The organism is Pseudomonas sp. HMSC076A11, from assembly GCF_001810205.1.
GTDB lineage: Bacteria > Pseudomonadota > Gammaproteobacteria > Pseudomonadales > Pseudomonadaceae > Pseudomonas > Pseudomonas aeruginosa.
In genome coordinates this window covers 1-18353 of the sequence record NZ_KV800272.1, presented here as the reverse complement: position 1 = coordinate 18353, position 18353 = coordinate 1, and the positions used below count along the sequence as shown (strand labels likewise).

General features: G+C 65.9%; 20 protein-coding genes. 8 read left to right on the top strand and 12 right to left on the bottom strand.

What is annotated here, in order from left to right; translation table 11 throughout:
- The gene (locus HMPREF2716_RS04575; protein ID WP_003102736.1) at positions 1-462 is read right to left on the bottom strand and encodes a (2Fe-2S)-binding protein; all 462 of its coding nucleotides are present in this window, start codon (positions 460-462) and stop codon (positions 1-3) included.
- 330 nt (positions 463-792) lie between these two features.
- On the opposite strand from HMPREF2716_RS04575, the gene HMPREF2716_RS04570 reads away from it, so the two are divergent.
- Together HMPREF2716_RS04570 and ndhC are read left to right on the top strand one after the other, a co-directional pair.
- On the top strand, positions 793-1116 hold the full coding sequence (locus HMPREF2716_RS04570) for a DMT family transporter (RefSeq protein ID WP_003102734.1): 324 nt from the start codon (positions 793-795) through the stop codon (positions 1114-1116).
- Positions 1117-1128: 12 nt separating this feature from the next.
- The gene (ndhC, locus tag HMPREF2716_RS04565) at positions 1129-1527 is read left to right on the top strand and encodes an NADH-quinone oxidoreductase subunit A (RefSeq protein WP_023082958.1); all 399 of its coding nucleotides are present in this window, start codon (positions 1129-1131) and stop codon (positions 1525-1527) included.
- Here ndhC and HMPREF2716_RS04560 read toward each other — a convergent pair.
- Positions 1524-2075: a helix-turn-helix domain-containing protein gene (locus tag HMPREF2716_RS04560; RefSeq protein WP_034034136.1), complete on the bottom strand. Its 552-nt coding sequence runs from the start codon at positions 2073-2075 to the stop codon at positions 1524-1526. The two genes, ndhC and HMPREF2716_RS04560, sit on opposite strands and share 4 nt — an antisense overlap.
- A gap of 85 nt (positions 2076-2160) precedes the next feature.
- Here HMPREF2716_RS04560 and HMPREF2716_RS04555 point away from each other — a divergent pair, with 85 nt between their 5' ends.
- Both HMPREF2716_RS04555 and HMPREF2716_RS04550 read left to right on the top strand, forming a co-directional pair.
- The gene (locus tag HMPREF2716_RS04555; protein ID WP_003102722.1) at positions 2161-2694 is read left to right on the top strand and encodes a GNAT family N-acetyltransferase; all 534 of its coding nucleotides are present in this window, start codon (positions 2161-2163) and stop codon (positions 2692-2694) included.
- Positions 2695-2762: 68 nt separating this feature from the next.
- On the top strand, positions 2763-5126 hold the full coding sequence (locus HMPREF2716_RS04550) for a DNA polymerase II (protein WP_070621827.1): 2364 nt from the start codon (positions 2763-2765) through the stop codon (positions 5124-5126).
- A 12-nt stretch (positions 5127-5138) separates the two neighbouring features.
- Here HMPREF2716_RS04550 and dapA read toward each other — a convergent pair whose 3' ends face one another.
- Both dapA and HMPREF2716_RS29950 read right to left on the bottom strand, forming a co-directional pair.
- Entirely contained in the window at positions 5139-6014 is an 876-nt protein-coding gene (dapA, locus tag HMPREF2716_RS04545) for a 4-hydroxy-tetrahydrodipicolinate synthase (protein WP_003117661.1), read from the bottom strand.
- 296 nt (positions 6015-6310) lie between these two features.
- Positions 6311-6598, bottom strand: a complete 288-nt coding sequence (locus HMPREF2716_RS29950) for a hypothetical protein (RefSeq protein WP_003088136.1) — start codon at positions 6596-6598, stop codon at positions 6311-6313.
- Positions 6599-6763: 165 nt separating this feature from the next.
- Between HMPREF2716_RS29950 and HMPREF2716_RS29945 the strand changes: the two genes are divergently transcribed.
- Positions 6764-7150: a hypothetical protein gene (locus HMPREF2716_RS29945; protein ID WP_003115740.1), complete on the top strand. Its 387-nt coding sequence runs from the start codon at positions 6764-6766 to the stop codon at positions 7148-7150.
- A 13-nt stretch (positions 7151-7163) separates the two neighbouring features.
- Here the strand turns inward: HMPREF2716_RS29945 and HMPREF2716_RS04530 are convergent, their stop codons facing one another.
- The 8 genes from HMPREF2716_RS04530 to HMPREF2716_RS04495 all read right to left on the bottom strand — a co-directional run bounded on the left by HMPREF2716_RS04530 (position 7164) and on the right by HMPREF2716_RS04495 (position 15326).
- On the bottom strand, positions 7164-7787 hold the full coding sequence (locus HMPREF2716_RS04530) for a glutathione S-transferase family protein (protein WP_003117660.1): 624 nt from the start codon (positions 7785-7787) through the stop codon (positions 7164-7166).
- Between the two features lie 88 nt (positions 7788-7875).
- Positions 7876-8265, bottom strand: coding sequence for a hypothetical protein (locus HMPREF2716_RS04525; RefSeq protein WP_003160096.1), 390 nt, complete (start codon positions 8263-8265; stop codon positions 7876-7878).
- Entirely contained in the window at positions 8262-8999 is a 738-nt protein-coding gene (locus tag HMPREF2716_RS04520; RefSeq protein ID WP_003102703.1) for a hypothetical protein, read from the bottom strand. Before HMPREF2716_RS04520 ends, HMPREF2716_RS04525 begins: the two co-directional genes overlap by 4 nt.
- On the bottom strand, positions 8996-11425 hold the full coding sequence (locus HMPREF2716_RS04515) for a penicillin acylase family protein (RefSeq protein ID WP_070621825.1): 2430 nt from the start codon (positions 11423-11425) through the stop codon (positions 8996-8998). The genes HMPREF2716_RS04520 and HMPREF2716_RS04515 overlap by 4 nt, the downstream gene beginning before the upstream one ends.
- A 25-nt stretch (positions 11426-11450) precedes the next feature.
- Positions 11451-12074 (bottom strand): 2OG-Fe(II) oxygenase, encoded by a 624-nt coding sequence (locus tag HMPREF2716_RS04510; protein ID WP_003088147.1) that lies wholly within the window; start codon positions 12072-12074, stop codon positions 11451-11453.
- A 16-nt stretch (positions 12075-12090) separates the two neighbouring features.
- Positions 12091-13365 carry a fatty acid desaturase gene (locus tag HMPREF2716_RS04505; RefSeq protein ID WP_003102695.1) on the bottom strand — a complete coding sequence of 425 codons (1275 nt, stop codon included), beginning with the start codon at positions 13363-13365 and terminating at the stop codon, positions 12091-12093.
- Between the two features lie 18 nt (positions 13366-13383).
- The gene (locus HMPREF2716_RS04500) at positions 13384-14553 is read right to left on the bottom strand and encodes a hypothetical protein (protein ID WP_003088150.1); all 1170 of its coding nucleotides are present in this window, start codon (positions 14551-14553) and stop codon (positions 13384-13386) included.
- 5 nt (positions 14554-14558) lie between these two features.
- On the bottom strand, positions 14559-15326 hold the full coding sequence (locus HMPREF2716_RS04495; protein ID WP_003102692.1) for a sterol desaturase family protein: 768 nt from the start codon (positions 15324-15326) through the stop codon (positions 14559-14561).
- Between the two features lie 762 nt (positions 15327-16088).
- Here HMPREF2716_RS04495 and qscR point away from each other — a divergent pair.
- The 3 genes from qscR (at position 16089) to phzB (ending at position 18296) form a co-directional block, all read left to right on the top strand.
- Entirely contained in the window at positions 16089-16802 is a 714-nt protein-coding gene (gene qscR / locus HMPREF2716_RS04490; protein WP_003118960.1) for a quorum-sensing transcriptional repressor QscR, read from the top strand.
- A gap of 481 nt (positions 16803-17283) precedes the next feature.
- Complete coding sequence (phzA, locus tag HMPREF2716_RS04485; protein ID WP_003450170.1) at positions 17284-17772, top strand: phenazine biosynthesis protein PhzA; 489 nt, start codon at positions 17284-17286, stop codon at positions 17770-17772.
- Between the two features lie 35 nt (positions 17773-17807).
- Positions 17808-18296: a phenazine biosynthesis protein PhzB gene (gene phzB / locus HMPREF2716_RS04480; protein WP_003115119.1), complete on the top strand. Its 489-nt coding sequence runs from the start codon at positions 17808-17810 to the stop codon at positions 18294-18296.
- Positions 18297-18353 lie beyond the last annotated feature (57 nt).

Genomic DNA, 18353 nt, shown 5'->3' with positions numbered 1-18353 from the left:
TCAGGCCTTCAGGGTGTCGGCGGCTTCGTGGATGGCGGCGCGGATCCGCACATAGGCGGCGCAGCGGCAGATGTTGCCGTTCATCGCGGCATCGATGTCGGCGTCGCTGGGGCTGGCGTTCTGCTCCAGCAGCGCGGTGGCGGACATGATCTGGCCGGACTGGCAGTAGCCGCACTGCGGTACCTGGAGCTTGACCCAGGCGTCCTGCACGGCCTTGCCGGGCTTGCTCTGGATACCCTCGATGGTGGTGACGCGCTTGCCGGCGACCGCGGAGACCGGCAGCACGCAGGAACGTACCGCGGTGCCGTCCAGTTGCACGGTGCAGGCGCCGCACTGGGCCATGCCGCAGCCGAACTTGGTGCCGTGCAGGCCGGCGCTTTCCCGGATGGCCCAGAGCAGGGGCATGTTGGGATCGACGTCGAGGGTGACGTTCTTGCCGTTCAGGACGAGCGAGGTGGGCATGCTGATTCTCCACGGAAAGGCCCGGGCAGGGCGTTATCTCTTATCAGGCAGGGATGCATCGGGCGAAGTGTGCGCGAAGGACGAAACGGACGCCTTGCACGATCCTGCGAAAGTCTAGATCAATCCTGCCGAGCGTCCCGGCGGGCGCGGCGCGGAAACGCGGCGAAACAACTCCGTCGGCGCAGGCGTTCACCCGGCATCGGCAACGCGCTAGGATCGCTGCCGTCGGTGACTGACGCCCGCCCGGGCGGCACGCACTTTCAGCCGGAAGCGGGACGACCCGTTTTCCCTCTTTCATTGCGCGGGGACGACCCTGCAGAGAGGCTGAAAATGGCGTGGATCTATCTCTTGCTCGCCGGTGTCTTCGAAATCGTCTGGGCCACGGCCATGAAGGAGTCGGCCGGCTTCACCCGCCTGTGGCCGAGCCTGGTCACCCTGCTGTTCATGATCCTCAGCTTCGGCCTGCTGGCCGTTTCCATGAAAACCCTGCCCCTCGGCACGGCCTACACCATCTGGGTCGGCATCGGTGCGGTCGGCGCCTTCGCCCTGGGCATCCTGCTCTTCGGCGAAAGCCCGAGCCCGTTGCGGCTGCTGGCGGTGGGGCTGATCGTGGCCGGCATCGTCATTCTCAAGCTGGCGACCCGTCAGGGCTGAGGGGCGACCATCATGTACACATCCTTCGCTCCCGCGACCTGGGCCTTGCTCGCCTACCTCTTCGGCGCGCTCGCCCTTTGCCTGCTCATGCTGGGGTTGGGCCGGGTGCTGGGCGGCCGATCGCATGGCCGGGCGAAGAACCTGCCGTTCGAGTCGGGGGTGGATTCCACCGGCTCGTCGCGCTTGCGCTTCTCGGTCAAGTACGCGTTGGTCGCCATGCTGTTCGTGATCTTCGGCATCGAGATGCCGTTCCTCTACCTCTGGGCGGTGTCGCTACGGGAGAATGGCTGGGCGGGTTTCGTCGAGGCGACGCTGTTCGTCTCCCTGCTGCTGGTCGGACTGTTCTACCTGCACCGGGTCGGCGCCCTCGACTGGTCGCCGGAGCGCCGGCGGAAAAAGCCGCACGACTAGTCGTGGAGGATCACCAGCAGGTAGCGGCAGGCTTGCCCGGCGGTGGCGAAGGTCACCGCGCGGTCGACGCCGAAGTCCAGGCGGTCGCCGCGTTGCAGGTGGAACGACTGCTCGCCGTAATCCACCCGCAGCGCACCCTCGACCAGCCACAGGCGCTGCCGGTAGGGCCGGCCGCCCCAGCGGGGATAGTCGAGGCGGGCGTTCGCCGGGATCTCCACTTCCACCATCTCGCAGCCGCTGCGCGGATCGCGAGCGCCGACCTGGCGGCGGCGGTAGCCGCTGGCCGGGTCTTCCCACACTTCCTGCTGCGCGCGCCGGCAGAGCGGTTCGGCCGGCGCCTGCGCGTCGCCGAGCAGCTCGGAGAGGGCGACCCCCAGGCCGCCGGCGAGACGGCCGAGGACGCTGGTGGTGGGGCTGCTTTGGTTGCGCTCGATGCGCGAGATCATCGCCTTGCTCACCGCGCAGCGTTCGGCCAGTTGGGCGAGGGTCAGCTCGCGCTCCTTGCGCAGGGCGGCTAGGCGTCGGGCAATCAGTTCGTCGATATCCATGAGTGGCCCTGGCGGATTTTTCTCGTCCATGATAGTCACTGTCCAATATATTGGAAATTCGACCTTGCATTGGAGCTTGCCCGCGATGACCGAACCGACGATTCGCCGCCTGGCTGGCGAGGAGATCCTGGCGCGCCTGGACGAACTGGCCGAGGTACTGCTGGACTGCGTGGAAGGCGGGGCTTCGGTCAGCTTCATGTGGCCGTTGCCGCGGGAGCGGGCGCTGGCCTTCTGGCGCGGCGTCGGCGAGAGCGTGGCGGGCGACGAACGCCTGCTGCTGGTGGCGGAAGCGGAGGGGCGGATCGTCGGTACCGTGCAACTGCTCCTCGACCAACCGCCGAACCAGCCGCACCGCGCCGACGTGGCGAAGATGCTGGTGCACCGGCGTGCGCGTCGGCGCGGCATCGGCGAGGCGCTGATGGGCGAGCTGGACCGGCTCGCCCGGGCCTGCGGCAAGTCCCTGCTGGTGCTGGACACGGTCAGCGGCAGCGCCGCCGAACGGCTGTACCTGAAGACCGGCTGGACACGGGTCGGGGAAATCCCGGACTACGCCCTGATGCCGGACGGCACGCCCTGTCCCACCACCTATTTCTACAAGCGCCTGGCTGCTGCCGGCTGACCGAAGATGCCAGCGTTCCCAAGGCAGGCCGGGTAGAATCGGCGGATGCGAGAGATTCGGGGTCGATGGTGGAGTTACTGCAAGGGTTCGTCCTGACCCGGCACTGGCGCGATACGCCGGCCGGCACGGAAGTCGCGTTCTGGCTGGCGACCGAGCAGGGCCCGCGACAGGTGCGGCTGCCGCCGCAGCCGTCGGTGGCGTTCGTCCTCGCCGAGCAGCGGGGGCGCGTCGAGTCCCTGCTCGCCGGGGAGACTGGCGCCGAGCTGCGGCCGCTGGCGCTGCGCGACTTCCAGCAGCGGCCGGTGCTCGGCCTGTACTGCCAGCAGCATCGCCAACTGATGAATCTGGAGAAACGCTTGCGCCAGGCCGGCGTCGAGGTGTTCGAGGCCGATATCCGGCCGCCGGAGCGCTACCTGATGGAGCGCTTCATCACCGCGCCGGTCAGCCTGGAGGCGAGTGTCGAGGCTGACGGCAGCCTGCTCGCCCGGCGCCTGAAGCCGGCTCCGGACTATCGCCCGCGCCTGCGCCTGGTGTCGCTGGACATCGAGACCAACGCCCGCGGCGATCTCTACTCCATCGCCCTGGAAGGCTGCGGCCAGCGCCAGGTATATATGCTCGGCCCGGCCAACGGCGATGCCGAGGCCGTGGATTTCCGCCTCGACTATTGCGACAGCCGTGCCGGGCTGCTGGAACGTCTCAACCAGTGGCTGGCCGAGCACGATCCCGACGCCATCATCGGCTGGAACCTGGTGCAGTTCGACCTGCGCGTCCTGCATGAGCATGCCCAGCGCCTGAAGGTGCCGCTGCGCCTGGGGCGTGGCGGCGACGAAATGGGCTGGCGCGAGCACGGCAGCCGCAACAACCACTTTTTCGCCGCGGCGGCCGGCCGCCTGATCATCGATGGCATCGAGGCGCTGCGCTCGGCGACCTGGAGTTTCCCCTCGTTCAGCCTGGAGAACGTCGCCCGGACCCTGCTCGGCGAAGGCAAGGCGATCGACAATCCGTACCAGCGGATGGACGAGATCGATCGCATGTTCGCCGAGGACAAGCCGGCCCTCGCGCACTACAACCTGAAGGACTGCGAATTGGTGACGCGGATCTTCGCCCGTACCGAACTGCTCGACTTCCTCCTCGAACGGGCCACCGTCACCGGCCTGCCGGCGGACCGCAGCGGCGGCTCGGTGGCGGCCTTCACCCACCTGTACATGCCGTTGATGCACCGTGCCGGCTTCGTCGCCCCGAACCTCGGCGAGAAGCGTCCGGAAGCCAGTCCCGGCGGCTTCGTCATGGACTCGCGGCCGGGCCTCTACGAATCGGTGCTGGTGCTCGACTACAAGAGCCTGTATCCGTCGATCATCCGTACCTTCCTGATCGACCCGGTCGGCCTGGTGGAAGGCCTGCGCCAGCCGGACGACGAGCACTCGGTGGAAGGTTTTCGCGGCGCCCGTTTCTCGCGTACCCGGCATTGCCTGCCGGCCATCGTCGCACGGGTCTGGGAGGGCCGCGAGGCGGCCAAGCGCGAACGCAACCAGCCGCTCTCGCAGGCGTTGAAGATCATCATGAACGCCTTCTACGGGGTGCTGGGCTCCAGCGGCTGCCGCTTCTTCGACCCGCGCCTGGCCTCGTCCATCACCCTGCGCGGGCATCGGATCATGCGCCGTACCCGCGAGCTGATCGAGGCCGAGGGCTATACGGTGATCTATGGCGATACCGACTCCACCTTCGTCTGGCTCGGCAGCCCCCGCGCCGAGGAGGAGGCCGCGGCCATCGGCCGGGCGCTGGTGGCGCGGGTCAACGACTGGTGGCGCGAGCACCTGAAAGAAGAATTCGGCCTCGACAGCGCCCTCGAGCTGCAATTCGAGACCCATTACCGGCGTTTTCTCATGCCCACCGTGCGCGGCGCCGAGGAGGGCAGCAAGAAACGCTACGCCGGCCTGGTGCGCCGCGCCGACGGTGGCGAGGAGATGGTCTTCAAGGGCCTGGAGACCGTGCGCACCGACTGGTCGCCGCTGGCCCAGCGCTTCCAGCAGGAACTCTACCTGCGCATCTTCAATCGCCAGCCCTACCAGGACTACGTGCGCGATTACGTACGACGGACCCTGGCCGGCGAGCTGGACGACCTGCTGGTCTACCGCAAGCGCCTGCGCCGGCGCCTCGACGATTACCAGCGCAACGTGCCGCCGCATGTGCGCGCGGCGCGCATCGCCGACGACTACAACCTCGAGCGCGGGCGCCCGCGGCAGTACCAGAGCGGCGGCTGGATCAGCTACGTGATCAGCGTCGCCGGTCCCGAGCCGCTCGAGGCGCGGCGTTCGGCCATCGACTACGAGCACTACGTGGGCAAGCAGTTGCAGCCGGTGGCCGACGCCATCCTGCCGTTCGTCGGCGACGATTTCGCCACCCTGGTCGACCGGCAGATGGCGCTGTTCTGAGGCTGCCGACGCCTAGGCGAGCCGCGCCGGGATCTCCGCGAGCAAGCTCCCGAGCCGTTCCGCCAGTGCCGCGCCGCAGCCCAGCAAGGGCGCGCGCAGCTCGTCGCCGATCAGTCCCTGGCGCGCCAGGCCGGCCTTGACCGGCGCCGGGTTGGGTTCGGCGAAGGCCGCACGGATCAACGGCAACAGCGCGAAGAAGTTGGCCCGGGCCGCTTCCAGCCGGCCCTCGACGACCTGCCGGTGAAGCGCGACGAAGCGCTGTGGGTGCAGGTGCGCGGAGGCGGCGATGGCACCGCTGGCGCCCAGGCAGAAGGCGTTGAACATTTGCAGGTCTTCGCCGGCGAGCACCGCCACCTGGCCGTCTGCCAGCAATGCCAGGGTGTTTTCCAGGCTGCCGCCGCAGTCCTTGATCGCGGCGATGCGCGGGTGGCCGACGATCCGTCGCAGGGTTTCCAGTTCCATGCGCACACCGGTGCGATAGGGAATGTCGTAGACGATCAGCGGCACGCTGGACGCGTCGGCGACCCCATGGAAGAAGCGCACCAGCGCCTCCTGGGAGGGGCGGATGTAGTAGGGCGCCGGCACCAGCAGGCCGGCGAGCGGACGCTCTAGCACTTCGCGCTGGAAGGCCAGCAGTTGCGCCTGGTTGTTGCCGGCCAGCCCCATCGCCACGCGCTCCGGCGCCACCCGTTCGAGCACGGCGTCGAGCAATTGCAGCTGTTCGCCGTGTTCGAGCGCCGCGGCTTCGCCGGTGGTACCGCAGACCACGACCCCGGCGACACCGGCATTCAGCAGGTGGTCGAGCAGGCGCGGCAGCGCGGCGAAGTCGATCTCGCCATGGCGGAACGGCGTGACCAGCGGGACCCAGATACCTTGGAACGATGACATGACTCTCTCCTGGTGGCTGACCGTCTTGTCGGCGTCAGGAGGGCGGAAGGGGTTCGGCGGGAGGCGGGAGCGCCTGCGTGTCCTGTCAGCTCACCTGACGGGACAGCACGCCCCGGTCAAATGAGCGACTGTTTCTTCGATTTCTTCGCGGCAACGGCACGGCCCCGAGCCTTGGCGCCGGGGCCAAGCGGAAAACGCTCGAAGTCGAAGGACAGGGACATGCCGTGGAATACCGGAAAAAGGGGGACGGGCAATTTCTACGGGCTGCGCGGCGCGCTGTCAACCGCGTCGCGGGTTCAGGCCAGTTGCGCCGGGTCGAGCATGTCGCTTTCGAAGGTCATCCAGCCGCCGTTCTCGCTGGCCGCGCCGTCGAGGATCGGGCCGTAGTAGGTGAGGCCGATGGTCAGGCTGAAGCAGATGTGGGTAGCGTTCTCCGGGGCGTCCAGCTGGCCTTCGAAGTGCAGCTTGAGCACGCCCGGCTCGACGCTTTCCAGGCCGATGGCGACGTTCGGGTTGTCCACGGCCTCGCTTTCGCGGCCGCGTTGCTCGGCGCTGACGGTGAGGGTCACGGTGTCTCGGTACATGTCTTGCTCCAGTTGGCGTGGGGCCGGCGTCGCCAGCGCGGCGGACAGACTACTGGCAGACGCGCCGGCTGGCCAGTGCTGGCTGCGGCAGGCGCCGCGCGGGGCCTGGGAATCATTCGCCGGCGGCGCAGTCCAACTGCGCATCACCAACCAACCCCCGAGGGGATGATGAAGCTACCCGTGCTCGCTGTATTGGGCGCCGCGCTGCTGTTGAGCGCCTGCGCGAAGAAGGAGGCCGAGGCCTGTGCCTCGCCGGACGTGAAAGACCAACTGATGCGGATCTTCCTCCAGGGCGCGATCACCGAGCGCTCGCCGGAGTTCAAGGACAGCGCGCTGCGCGACGTGGCGATCCTCGAGAAGGATCCCGACAGCGGCGTGCTGTCCTGCGTCGGCACCCTCAGCGTGCCGGCCGGCCAGCAGGTGGTCGAGGGCGTCCTGCAATACCGCATCGCCCCGGTGGCCAAGTCCGACTACGACTACCTGCTGCTGGATACCGCCGGCGCCAACACCACCGCCCTGGCGCAGCGCCTGAACAAGGCGCTCGGCCAGTGATCGCGCGCCTCGCTCAGGGTACGCCGTTGCGGCCGTGGGCGAGGAAGCCGGGACGGGCGCCGAGGCGCTCGTAATAGGCGCGCACCGCTGGCAGCGACGGATGCTCGAACGGCGTCTCGTACCAGCGGTTGACCGACAGGCCGATGGCGATGTCGGCCAGGCTGAAGGTCTCGCCGGCGACATAGGCGCCAGTGCGTAGCAGTTGTCCCTCGAGGGTTTCCATGAAGCCCGTCCAACCGCGCAGCGAAGCCTCCACCTGGGCCGCGTCGCGGTGCGCCGGCGACTGCCGGACCAGGCTCATGAAGGCATAGCTCCACGAGCGGTTGAGGTCGGAGGCCTGCCAGTCCAGCCACTGGTCGACCCGCGCGCGCGGTGCCGCCTGCTGCGGATAGAGGCGTTCGCCGGCATAGCGGTTGGCCAGGTAGCGGATGATGCTGTTGGATTCCCAGAGCACCAGTTCGCCGTCGCGCAGCACCGGCACCATGGCGTTCGGGTTGAGGGCGAGGAATTCCGCCGCGTGGGTGTCGCGGAAGCCGCTGCCCCAGTCTTCGCGGCGGTAGGGCAGGTCCAGTTCGGCGCAGGTCCAGAGCACCTTGCGCACGTTGATCGAAGAGGCCTTTCCGAGAATCTCCAGCATGGCGATGGCGCGTCCTTGGGCGGATAGGAAGGCTCCGAGTATACGGGCCGATCCCGCCGACGGGGAACGGCTCGAGCGGGGGCGCCGGCTAGGCGCCGCTGACTTGCCGGCGACCCGGGCGGCGGCGCGCCCAGAGGGTGAAGTAGAGCCAGCCGATGACGAACGATGGCGCCACGCTCGTCAATGGATGCGGCGTGCCCGAGAGCCAGTGCAGCGCGGCCATCGGTGCGGTCAGCAGGAGCACCACCAGCAGGGGCGCCTGGCGTTGCGCAAGGCCGTGGCGGCGGCCGAGACATTGCAACAGGTACAGGCCGAAGCGCGTCGCCAGGAGACTCGCGGCGCCCTGGAGCAGGGCGGCGACGCCCATCCCGGCCAGGCCGCCGTCCTGGTTGGCATAGGCCGCCCAGGCGCCGTAGAGCACCGCGGCCGGCAGCGCCGCCAGCCACGGGTCGTCGGAGCGCTGCGCGAGTCCGCTCACCGGATGATCCTCTGCTGCACGTAGGGTTCGGCACCGGGCGCGAGGCGGACCATGCAGAGGATCTGGTCGCTGCTGCCGACGTGGGCGACGAAGTGGTCGTTGGTCCTGGCGTGGCTGGACATCGCCATGCGCGGGAAGAAATCCGGGGCGACGCTGCGTTGCCCGCCGGGTATCAGGCCGGTTTCCGCATCCAGGCGCAGGTTGGCGGACAGCGTGCCGACCACGTCGAGGGCCAGGTCGACCATGTCCGGGTTCTGGCGCGGCGCTTCCAGGTCCGGGTACAGCGTCGCTCCCGGAATCCGCGCGCTGAGGGCGCGGAACATGTTGTAGACCACCGGGTTGTAGGTCTTCGCCACGATCAGCGGCGGCAGCCCGCCGTTGCGCTCGCTGACCTGGCGCAGGAAGAACTGGTTGATCCGCTTGAACAGGCTGGTGCGGTGGTAGCGGTCGACCACCATCGCCGTCCACAGGTAGAGGAAGCGTGTCGAGCCGCGGACGAAGTCCTTCGCGCCCAGGATGCCGATGATCCGTTCGCCCTCCGGGTCGGTCGCTAGCACCAGGTGGTCGTAGGTCTCGAAGATATCCGGCTGGTTGCCGAAGTATTGCAGCACGTCGAACTGCGGCATTCCCTCTTGCAGGTCGGCGACTATCTTGCGCTTGAAGCCCTCGGGGAACTGCCGTTCGCGGCTGGAGTAGTCGAGGTCGAAGGCGTTTTTCTGCGGATCGCTGGTCATGGTCGTGGCTCGCCGGAGGAAGGGGCTGAAGGGCGCAGGACCAACTGGCGGTCCGTCGCGTCGGGGGCGTCGTCGGCGATACGGATGTACGCGCCGCGGGCCCAGAGTTCGTTGAGGTCGGTGGCACCGTCGAACGGCAGCCCGGAGTTGCGGGTGGACAGCGCGTAGCGCGAGTTGTCGAAGTCCGCCAGGTCGATGACCATCCGCAGGGTCGCGGCGATCCGGGTGTTGAACGGGTTGGCCGGGTCGCTGTAGTCGAAGCGCCCGACGTTGACGCTGAAGTTGTCGCCGCCCTTGTTGTTCTTCAGGTCGAACAGCGTGCGCAACGGGGTCTTGTGGAAGGGCACGTGCTCGGCGAGGGCGGCGTGCGCCTCGCCCCACTTCCAGCCGTCCGGCGCGCTTCCGTGGGCGGCTCGCAGTTCGTCGAGGGCGCGGCGCAGCGACTGGTTCAGCTTGAGGTCGCAGCCTTGTTCCTGGCCGCACCAGAAGCGCAGGTCGGCCTGGCCGTCGAGGATCAGCCGGAGGAATCCGTCGTAGTTGCGCTGGTTCCAGCCGCTGGCCAGCAACTGCGTGCCGATCCTCGGTTGCAGCAGCTCGCGGGTGAAGGCGCGTACCCAGTAGCCGGCGATCAGTGGCGCGGCCAGGTCGGCGGCGGCCTGGTGGTTCCAGCCCTGGAGCAGGGCGAAGGCCTCGCTGGCGCGCAGTTCGGGGTCGCTGACCTGCTCCAGCATCTTCGGCAACAGGCTCGCCATCACGCTGGAGAACTCGTCGTTCTGCAACTCCAGGCTGTCTTCCAGGGTGCGCTGGCCGGGGCCGCCGAGCCACTCGCGGATGCGGTCGTAGCGGTAGGGCAGGACCCAGTCGTGGCCGAAGTCGAAGGCATTGTCGGGCGGCACGATGCGCTGGTTCGCCGTGGCGATGAACCCTTCGCGCGGGTTGAGGCTGCGTGGCTTGGCGCTTTCCGGAACGTAGCCGACCCAGTCGTAGCGGCTCTCCCAGCCGGGCGAGGGGGCCAGGCCATGGAGGTCGTCGTCGGCGCCGCGGAGCGGTACGCGACCGGCGGAGACGTAGCCGATGTTGCCCTCGACGTCGGCATAGACCATGTTCTGCGGCGGTACGCCGAAGTCGGCGGCGGCGTCGAGGAACTGCTCCCAGCCTTCGGCCCGGTTGATCGCCAGCAGGCTCGGGAAGGTCTTGTCGTGATGGTCGAGGCCGGTCCAGGCGAGGGCGATCACCAGCCGGTCGCGCTGCGCCTGCGGCAGCCGCGCCGGTTCGTAGATGTCGCTGATCACCGGGCCGTGGCGGGTGCTGCGGACCTCCAGCGAGACCGGCTCGCCGTCGCGCACGGCGATGCGTTCCAGGCGCGTCTCGAAGGGCCGGTAGCCGTCCGGGGTCAGGTAGCGCCGCGGGTCCTGGGGATCGACGCGCTCCAGGTAGGCGTCCTGGATGTGCGAGCCGGTATTGGTGTAGCCCCAGGCGATGCGCTGGTTATGGCCGATGACGAACAGCGGGGCGCCGGCGAAGTTGGCGCCGGTGAGGCTCAGGCCGGGGATCTTCAGGCTGGCCAGGTAGAAGGCCGCCGGGTTGGTCAGGCGCAGGTGCGGATCGTTGGCCAGCAGCGGCTTGCCGGTGGCGCTGCGGCTGGCGGAGACCACCCAGTTGTTCGAACCGATGCCCTCGACGTTGGAACCGGGCAGTTGCCCCAGCAGCTTGCCGGCGTCCGGCGTGCCGCGCAGGGAGCGGTACAGGCTGGCGTAGTCGCGGGTGGCCGGCGGCCGCTCGCCCGGATAGGGGGCGAACACCTCGTTGATCCGCGCCAGGTCCAGGTGCTCGGCCAGCGCCAGGCGCTGCAACTGCATGCCCAGGTTGGCGCTCAGGGTCCAGGAATAGAGCAGGTGCAGGGACAGGCTGTCCACCGGCCCCCAAGGCCCCGGCCGTTCGTGGCGCACCAGGCTGAATTCCAGCGGCAGCGCCGCCGGGGCCAGCCCCAGATAGGCGTTGATCCCGTCGCTGTAGCGTTGCAGCAGGACGCGCGTGGGCGCGTCCAGGTTGGCGTAGATGCCCTCGGCGGTGCGTCGGAAGCCCAGGGTGCGGGCGAACCTGTCCATCGGCAGGGTCTTGGCGCCGAACACTTCGGAGAGCGTCCCGCCGGCATAGCGGCGGGCGAACTCCATCTGCCACAGGCGATCCCTGGCGTGGCTGTAGCCGAGCAGGAAATAGCCGTCCTCCAGGTTCTGCGCGCGGATATGCGGGACGCCGGCGGCGTCCCAGGCGATCCGCCCCTCGTGTTCCAGGCCATGGCCGACCTGGATCTCGCCGTACTTGAAGCCCAGCGGGACGGCCAGCAGGTAGACCGCGCAGGCCAGTAGCCCCAGCAGCAGGCCGCCGAGGGACAGGCGCCAGGCGTAACGTGCGTTCTTCGACATCGCTTCGAGTCTCCACGCCGACGGGTCAATAGACCCGCCGGTTCCGGTCCGCATGGCGACTGACGAAGAACACCAGCGAGACGCGCTCGCCGGCGGTCACCCGCTGGACCTCGTGGGGATAGCTGCAGTCGCTGATGATCACCGAGCGCGGCTCCGGCTTGATGTCGTTGCGCAGGTTGCCGTCGCGGTCGTAGACCACGAACTGGCCGCCGGAGAAGTAGGTGCCGAGCTGCAGGACGATGGAATACTGGTAGTCCGGGTTGCTGTCGGTATCCAGGTGCCGGCCGATGAACGAGCCGGCCTTCATCCGGTTCACCTGCATGCGCCGGACGTAGAAGGCGTCGTCGCCCATCAGCTTGCGGAACAGGCTCATCACGTTGTCGTTGCAGACGCGCGGGATGATCAGCTCCGACAGCGCATGGTTGACCACCGTGGGACGGTCGCGGTCGGTCATGAAACGGGCCACGTAGAGGTCGTTCTCCTCGTCGGCGTCGCCGATCAGGATCTTCTCCCACGGCAGGGTCGAGTTGGCCAGGACCTGGTTCATCAGTTCCCAGTCCTGCTCGTCGTAGAGCGCGTCGCTGGGGGTGATATAGGCGCAGCCGTTGGCTGCCAGGCTCTGGGTGATCTGGGCAATCTGAGTATTCATGGGGTTTCCTGTGTGATCAGGCGGTAGCCTGGGATGCGGGTTGGTTGGTGTGGGGCTGGTTGGCGGCATCGGTCTCCGGAGCGAGCCGGGCATGGTTCTCGCGGTACCAGTCGACGATTCCGAACGGGTCCGACTGGCCGCGGCAGAGGTGGTCGCGCAGGATCAGGAAGTTCTCCCACATGCCCCAGGTCTCGGTCATCGGGCCGAACTTCGAGGGGCGCGCCTCGTTGGCCGCGCGCTCCGGCGCGATGCGCCAGAAGTTCACTCCCGGCTTGCGATGGTGGAAGTCGTGGCTGGGCAGGTCCTGCATGAAGGAGAACACCCGCAGCGGGATGTCGATCAGCAGCACGCCCAGGCTCCAGCGAACGAACGCCAGGGCGAAGGCCAGGCCCTGCTTGTCGGCCGGGTAGGGGCGGCCGAGGAAGCGTCCCCAGCTCAGCGAGCCGTAGTGCAGGAAGCGCGGCAGGCCGTGCTCGTTGCGGGCGAACCAGAGGTGCTCGGAGACGTGCTGGATCCACGACGAGTACTGGGTGAGGATGAAGATCGGGAACAGGTAGAACAGCGCGAACGCCTCCAGGTAGCCGCTGGCGTACACCAGGCCGAGCAGCGCAGCCCAGTAGAGCGCCCGGCTGACGCGCTCGTGGCGCGGGGCGGAGACGAAGCTGACGTCGAAACGGAACTTCAGGTGCTCGAGGATCCGCGCCGGATGGAAGGGCGCGAGCACCAGGCGGGTCCAGAAGGCGCTCTCGGACATGCCCTTGTAGAAGCCGTGCTGTTTCATGAAGACCAGGTCGACGTCGTGCTCGGTATTGAAGGTGCGCACGCTGTGGTGTTCGTTCACGTGCAGCTTCACGTACTCGTCGCGCGGGGTGTGCAGGATCGGGATCGACAGGATCCACTTGCAGGTGAAGCGGGCCAGCGCCTTGTTCTCCAGGCTGGCGCCATGGGTGGTGTAGTGGAAGGTATGGAGGAAGCCACGCTGGCGGTTGACCACCAGGCACATGATCAGCGCGCCCAACAGGCACTTCAGCCACAGTGGCTGCTGCGAGGCGAGCAGTTGCTGGCCGTAGATCACCGCGAGGAAGAACACCGCGTAGCCCCAACTGATGTGCAGGTAGAGCTGCCAGGGCTTGAGCAGGGTGTCTTTCGGCCGTCGCGGCGGGCGGTCGTTCAGCGACTTGCCGGTGACCCAGGTCCAGAACGGCTGGCAGGGCAGGTCCTTGTAGGTACGGCGCACGTCGATGCCGTATCCGTACTTGGAGTATCGGGTCTTGAACAGTTCATCTTGCATGGCGCAGGCGCTCCCTCGTTACAGGTAGTCGGTTCGGATGTAGAGCGTCGGGACGGTCGCGAAGAACGAGTAGAACGGCTCCATCCGGTAGTGATCGACGGCCAGCACGACGAAGTTGTCGAAGCGCTCGCCGAAGAGTTTTCCCATCAATGCGTACTCGGCGGCCTGGGAGACGAAGCTGGCCCAGATCTGCTCGCGCGACTGGCTGGCGAACCATTTCTCGTAGAGCGGCAGGCGCGACAGGAAGATCGATTCCAGGGCCGGGTAGTCCAGCCCGGTCTGGCCGTAGTCGCCCTGTTCCAGGCGCTGGACGATCTCGCCGTGGGCCCGGTGCCAGCCGTCCTCGCCGCCGCACATCTCGAAGAACGAGCAGGTCGCGGCCGGGCAGGGCAGGGCCCCGGCGATCCGCTCGAGCTGGCGCTCGACCTTGCCGAGGAAACCCTCGCGGGTCTCGCCGGTGGCGGGGTTGCGGTTGAACGATAGGTACTCGAACTCGCCGCCGAGGATCGCGTGGCGGATTTCCACCTGGCGCGCCCTGGCCAGCTCCGCCACCGCCTGGCCGGCGCTGACCAGCTTGGCGCCGGCCAGGCCGGGCTGGTCGCCGACTCGCTCGAAGGTGTAGCGCGGCTTGCCCTCGGCATCGCTGGAGTGCGAGTAGTCCGGGCATACCGCGCTCACCAGGTGCAACGGACGGCCTTCGCCAGCGGCGCGCTCCAGCGCCTCAACCAGGCCGCGCAGGGCCCGCTCGCTGGGCGGCATGACGTTGCCGGCGGCCAGCCAGCGCTCGATGTCGCGAGCGTGGCGGTCGAGCTGCGGGATGTCCGGATGCTTGAGCTCCAGCTCGCTCTTGGCGTTGACCGCATCGGCCAGGAGCAGGGTGGTCAGGGACGGGATGCGTCCCTTGCTCTTGAATCGGTGGATGTTGGTGACCACCGAGTTGCCCTGGCGCAGCTTGAAGTCGAATTCCTGGTGGCGCGACTGGAGGATCAGGTAGAACAGGTAGTTGCTGAACGGCAGCTCGCGCGCGCCGTGGGAGATGCGCAGCTCCAGATACCTGCGTTTCAGTTCGCCGAGGCGCGTTTCCAGTTGCGCATAGGTATGGTCGGGGACCACTTCGGCGAGGGGGAGGCCATACGAGATGGATTTCAATATGTTCCGGCTGAGACGGGAATCGATGTCTGGAATCATGGCGTTCACCTGACGTCGGGCTTGACCAGGACGGGAGCGGGCTGGGTTTTTCCGGGGAGGCTGTGCACGTCGCGGAACAGCAGCATGTCGACGAACTGCTGCTCCTTGTCGCCGGCGAAGCCCTGCGGCTCGTCGATGCGGCGGGGGTTCTCGTAGGTGCCGAACAACATGTCCCAGATCGGGAAGTCGCTGTAGTTGCACTCGTGGCGGTCGCGCTGGTGGTGGATGCGGTGCATCTCCGGGCGCTGGAACAGGTAGCCGAGGACGTGCGGGGTGCGCAGGTTCGAGTGGTAGAACATCTCGCCGAGCGCGGCGAACATGATGTAGTAGGCGCCGGCCTCGATGCTGATGCCCATCACCACGTAGGCGACAAAGCTGCCCAGCAGCGAGTTGAAGACCATCTCGGTCGGATGCTTGTAGAAGGAGGTGAATACCTCGATGCGTTGCGGCGCGTGGTGCAACTGGTGGAACAGCCGCCAGAGCGTGTCGTTGGCGTGGCGCGCGCGATGCCACCAGTAGGTGACGAAGGTGTTGACGAAGTAGGCGGCGAAGCCGGCCAGCAGTGGTGGCAGGGCATCCGAGGTGTGCAGCAGGCTGTGCCCCATCATCCATTTGTTCCAGGTGATGCCGGCGAGCAGGGCGATCGACACCTGGACGATGTTGAGGAAGATCACCCGGGCCACCCAGGTGCTCACCTTGGGCAATTTCCAGCCGGGAACCAACTGTTCCAGCATGAAGATGAATAGCGCCACTCCGATCAAGTAATAAATCATATTTATCTCCTCTTCCTTAGGGGCGGACGCCATGCGGAACTTTCATCGATACGAAAGGCCAGCGTCCTGTTTATTGTCTGAAGCACTTCTCGGCAGGCTGCGGTTATCGCTTCGCTATATTCGGAAGGCGATCTCGGTCAGGCGTGGATAGCTTGTCCATGGTCGAATGGAGCGCTCTTTTTAATTGCCTCAGAATGCGCTTCGTGAAAATCGGCACGGACAATGAAATGCCTGGTCGAATTAAATTGTCACAGCCCGGCAGGGACAACCTGCCCTTCCGGGCAGGTATCTGCGGAGAGATAGGGGGGGGAAGTATGTAGTTGCCATTTCTGGTCCCCGGGGAGCCTCGTCGACGAGGCCCGCCATGGGCCAAGGTTTGTTGTCGGGAGGCTCTCCCGACGACGATGGAGCGTGCGAGAAGAACAATGAGAAAGACCGCCGTGAGGCCCATCGGAGAGCCGTTCTACGGTTTCCGCAAAGATCCGGGGCGCCGTCCCCTCCAGCCCAGCGCAGTTCCTGCGCGGCGCCTCGTGTCCGTGCTCATCGAGAAGTTCTCTTCAGCCTCGTTTCGTCGTCGCCCGGCGGGCGGCGAATGGGCTAGACCTCGTCCGGAACACCCGCACAGGGCCGGTGGCGATATGTACTTCCAGGTCCGGCTTGATAAAGGGAATTGTCATGAGTGGATAAGACGGAAACAAAAAAGAATAAAAACGCTGAAGAACCGAATCCTGCCGGGATCGATTGTTGACTGGTGAAGCTGGCATGCATGATGAGAGAGAGGGATATCTCGAGATTTTGTCAAGAATAACAACCGAGGAAGAGTTCTTCTCCCTGGTTCTCGAGATATGCGGTAATTATGGATTCGAATTCTTTTCATTCGGTGCGCGGGCGCCTTTCCCGCTGACCGCACCTAAATATCATTTCCTGTCCAATTACCCAGGGGAATGGAAAAGCAGATATATCTCCGAAGACTACACATCCATCGACCCGATCGTGCGCCATGGTCTCCTGGAATACACCCCGCTGATCTGGAATGGCGAAGACTTCCAGGAGAACCGTTTCTTCTGGGAGGAAGCGCTGCATCACGGCATCCGTCACGGCTGGTCGATCCCGGTCCGCGGCAAGTACGGGCTGATCAGCATGCTGTCCCTGGTGCGTTCCAGCGAGAGCATCGCCGCCACGGAAATCCTGGAGAAGGAATCCTTCCTGCTCTGGATCACCAGCATGCTGCAGGCTACCTTCGGCGACCTGCTGGCGCCGCGCATCGTCCCGGAAAGCAATGTGCGCCTGACCGCCAGGGAAACCGAGATGCTCAAGTGGACCGCGGTGGGCAAGACCTACGGCGAGATCGGCCTGATCCTGTCGATCGACCAGCGCACGGTGAAGTTCCATATCGTCAATGCGATGCGCAAGCTCAACTCCAGCAACAAGGCGGAGGCCACCATGAAGGCTTACGCCATCGGCCTGCTCAACTGAATCGACGCCTCGTCGCCTAGCGAGGCCGCCGCGCAAGCGTCCGGCCATTCACCGAATGGCCGGATAGCGTTTGCGCCGGTCGCCTGAGCGCAGCCTTCCCACCGGCAGCGTTTCCCCGCTGCCCCCTTCGCCATTGCGCCTGTCCTCCTGTTGTCCGGCACGCTAGTGCAACTTTCCGGGCGCTTGGCAAACCGGCCAAAGAATAGAACGGAATCGATGCCCCACACCTGTAATTTTTAAGGGGTTATGGCTATTGCAAAAAAGCGTTTATAAGTTTGTCCCCTGTCAAATCTGGTTACAACTGGGTTTCAGGCGAAACATTCGGTCATGGCAATTCGGCATTAGTTGAAACTTTGGAGATGCTCCGAAGCGGGCAACTTTTGCCCGGAAAAAGCTTCACGGCAATTTCTCCGGCCTGTCATCCCGATGTCTTCTTTCCGGTATGGATGCCAGTCGATTCGAACTGGCGGAGATTCGCACCATGCGAGAGTACCAACGGTTGAAAGGGTTTACCGACAACCTGGAATTGCGTCGGCGCAACCGTGCCACGGTCGAGCACTACATGCGCATGAAGGGGGCCGAACGGTTGCAGCGGCACAGCCTGTTCGTCGAGGACGGCTGCGCCGGCAACTGGACCACGGAAAGCGGCGAACCCCTGGTTTTCCGGGGCCATGAGAGCCTCAGGCGGCTCGCCGAGTGGCTCGAGCGCTGCTTCCCCGACTGGGAGTGGCACAACGTGCGGATCTTCGAGACCGAGGATCCGAACCACTTCTGGGTCGAGTGCGACGGGCGCGGCAAGGCGCTGGTCCCGGGGTATCCGGAGGGCTATTGCGAGAACCACTACATCCACTCCTTCGAACTCGAGAACGGCCGGATAAAACGCAATCGCGAGTTCATGAACCCAATGCAGAAATTGCGTGCATTGGGAATAGCCGTTCCACAAATAAAACGTGACGGTATTCCCACCTGATTAATGTCTATTCCAATTCAAGAGGAGATATGACGATGCTCGATAATGCTATTCCCCAAGGTTTCGAAGACGCCGTGGAGTTGCGCAGGAAGAATCGCGAGACGGTGGTCAAGTATATGAACACCAAAGGCCAGGATCGCCTGCGCCGCCATGAACTTTTCGTCGAGGACGGCTGTGGCGGTTTATGGACCACCGATACCGGCTCGCCCATCGTCATTCGTGGCAAGGACAAGCTGGCCGAGCACGCGGTGTGGTCGCTGAAATGCTTCCCGGATTGGGAGTGGTACAACATCAAGGTCTTCGAGACCGACGATCCCAACCACTTCTGGGTCGAGTGCGACGGCCACGGCAAGATCCTCTTCCCCGGCTATCCCGAGGGCTACTACGAGAACCACTTCCTGCATTCCTTCGAGCTGGACGACGGCAAGATCAAGCGCAACCGCGAATTCATGAACGTCTTCCAGCAATTGCGCGCCCTGAGCATTCCGGTCCCGCAGATCAAACGCGAAGGCATTCCCACCTGAGGCCATCCTGGAAGGGGTGAACTATGGACGATCTATTGCAACGCGTACGGCGCTGCG

What these genes read in the sequence shown, in the direction of transcription:
- HMPREF2716_RS29945 (WP_003115740.1), top strand. Translation starts at nt 6,764, where the DNA reads ATGATGAAGCTACCCGTGCTCGCTGTATTGGGCGCCGCGCTGCTGTTG.
- phzA (WP_003450170.1), top strand. Translation starts at nt 17,284, where the DNA reads ATGCGAGAGTACCAACGGTTGAAAGGGTTTACCGACAACCTGGAATTG.
- dapA (WP_003117661.1), bottom strand. Translation starts at nt 6,014, where the DNA reads ATGTCATCGTTCCAAGGTATCTGGGTCCCGCTGGTCACGCCGTTCCGC.
- HMPREF2716_RS04560 (WP_034034136.1), bottom strand. Translation starts at nt 2,075, where the DNA reads ATGGATATCGACGAACTGATTGCCCGACGCCTAGCCGCCCTGCGCAAG.
- HMPREF2716_RS04530 (WP_003117660.1), bottom strand. Translation starts at nt 7,787, where the DNA reads ATGCTGGAGATTCTCGGAAAGGCCTCTTCGATCAACGTGCGCAAGGTG.
- HMPREF2716_RS04555 (WP_003102722.1), top strand. Translation starts at nt 2,161, where the DNA reads ATGACCGAACCGACGATTCGCCGCCTGGCTGGCGAGGAGATCCTGGCG.
- ndhC (WP_023082958.1), top strand. Translation starts at nt 1,129, where the DNA reads ATGTACACATCCTTCGCTCCCGCGACCTGGGCCTTGCTCGCCTACCTC.
- HMPREF2716_RS04570 (WP_003102734.1), top strand. Translation starts at nt 793, where the DNA reads ATGGCGTGGATCTATCTCTTGCTCGCCGGTGTCTTCGAAATCGTCTGG.
- HMPREF2716_RS04575 (WP_003102736.1), bottom strand. Translation starts at nt 462, where the DNA reads ATGCCCACCTCGCTCGTCCTGAACGGCAAGAACGTCACCCTCGACGTC.
- HMPREF2716_RS04510 (WP_003088147.1), bottom strand. Translation starts at nt 12,074, where the DNA reads ATGAATACTCAGATTGCCCAGATCACCCAGAGCCTGGCAGCCAACGGC.
- qscR (WP_003118960.1), top strand. Translation starts at nt 16,089, where the DNA reads ATGCATGATGAGAGAGAGGGATATCTCGAGATTTTGTCAAGAATAACA.
- HMPREF2716_RS04500 (WP_003088150.1), bottom strand. Translation starts at nt 14,553, where the DNA reads ATGATTCCAGACATCGATTCCCGTCTCAGCCGGAACATATTGAAATCC.
- phzB (WP_003115119.1), top strand. Translation starts at nt 17,808, where the DNA reads ATGCTCGATAATGCTATTCCCCAAGGTTTCGAAGACGCCGTGGAGTTG.
- HMPREF2716_RS04520 (WP_003102703.1), bottom strand. Translation starts at nt 8,999, where the DNA reads ATGACCAGCGATCCGCAGAAAAACGCCTTCGACCTCGACTACTCCAGC.
- HMPREF2716_RS04515 (WP_070621825.1), bottom strand. Translation starts at nt 11,425, where the DNA reads ATGTCGAAGAACGCACGTTACGCCTGGCGCCTGTCCCTCGGCGGCCTG.
- HMPREF2716_RS04495 (WP_003102692.1), bottom strand. Translation starts at nt 15,326, where the DNA reads ATGATTTATTACTTGATCGGAGTGGCGCTATTCATCTTCATGCTGGAA.
- HMPREF2716_RS04505 (WP_003102695.1), bottom strand. Translation starts at nt 13,365, where the DNA reads ATGCAAGATGAACTGTTCAAGACCCGATACTCCAAGTACGGATACGGC.
- HMPREF2716_RS29950 (WP_003088136.1), bottom strand. Translation starts at nt 6,598, where the DNA reads ATGTACCGAGACACCGTGACCCTCACCGTCAGCGCCGAGCAACGCGGC.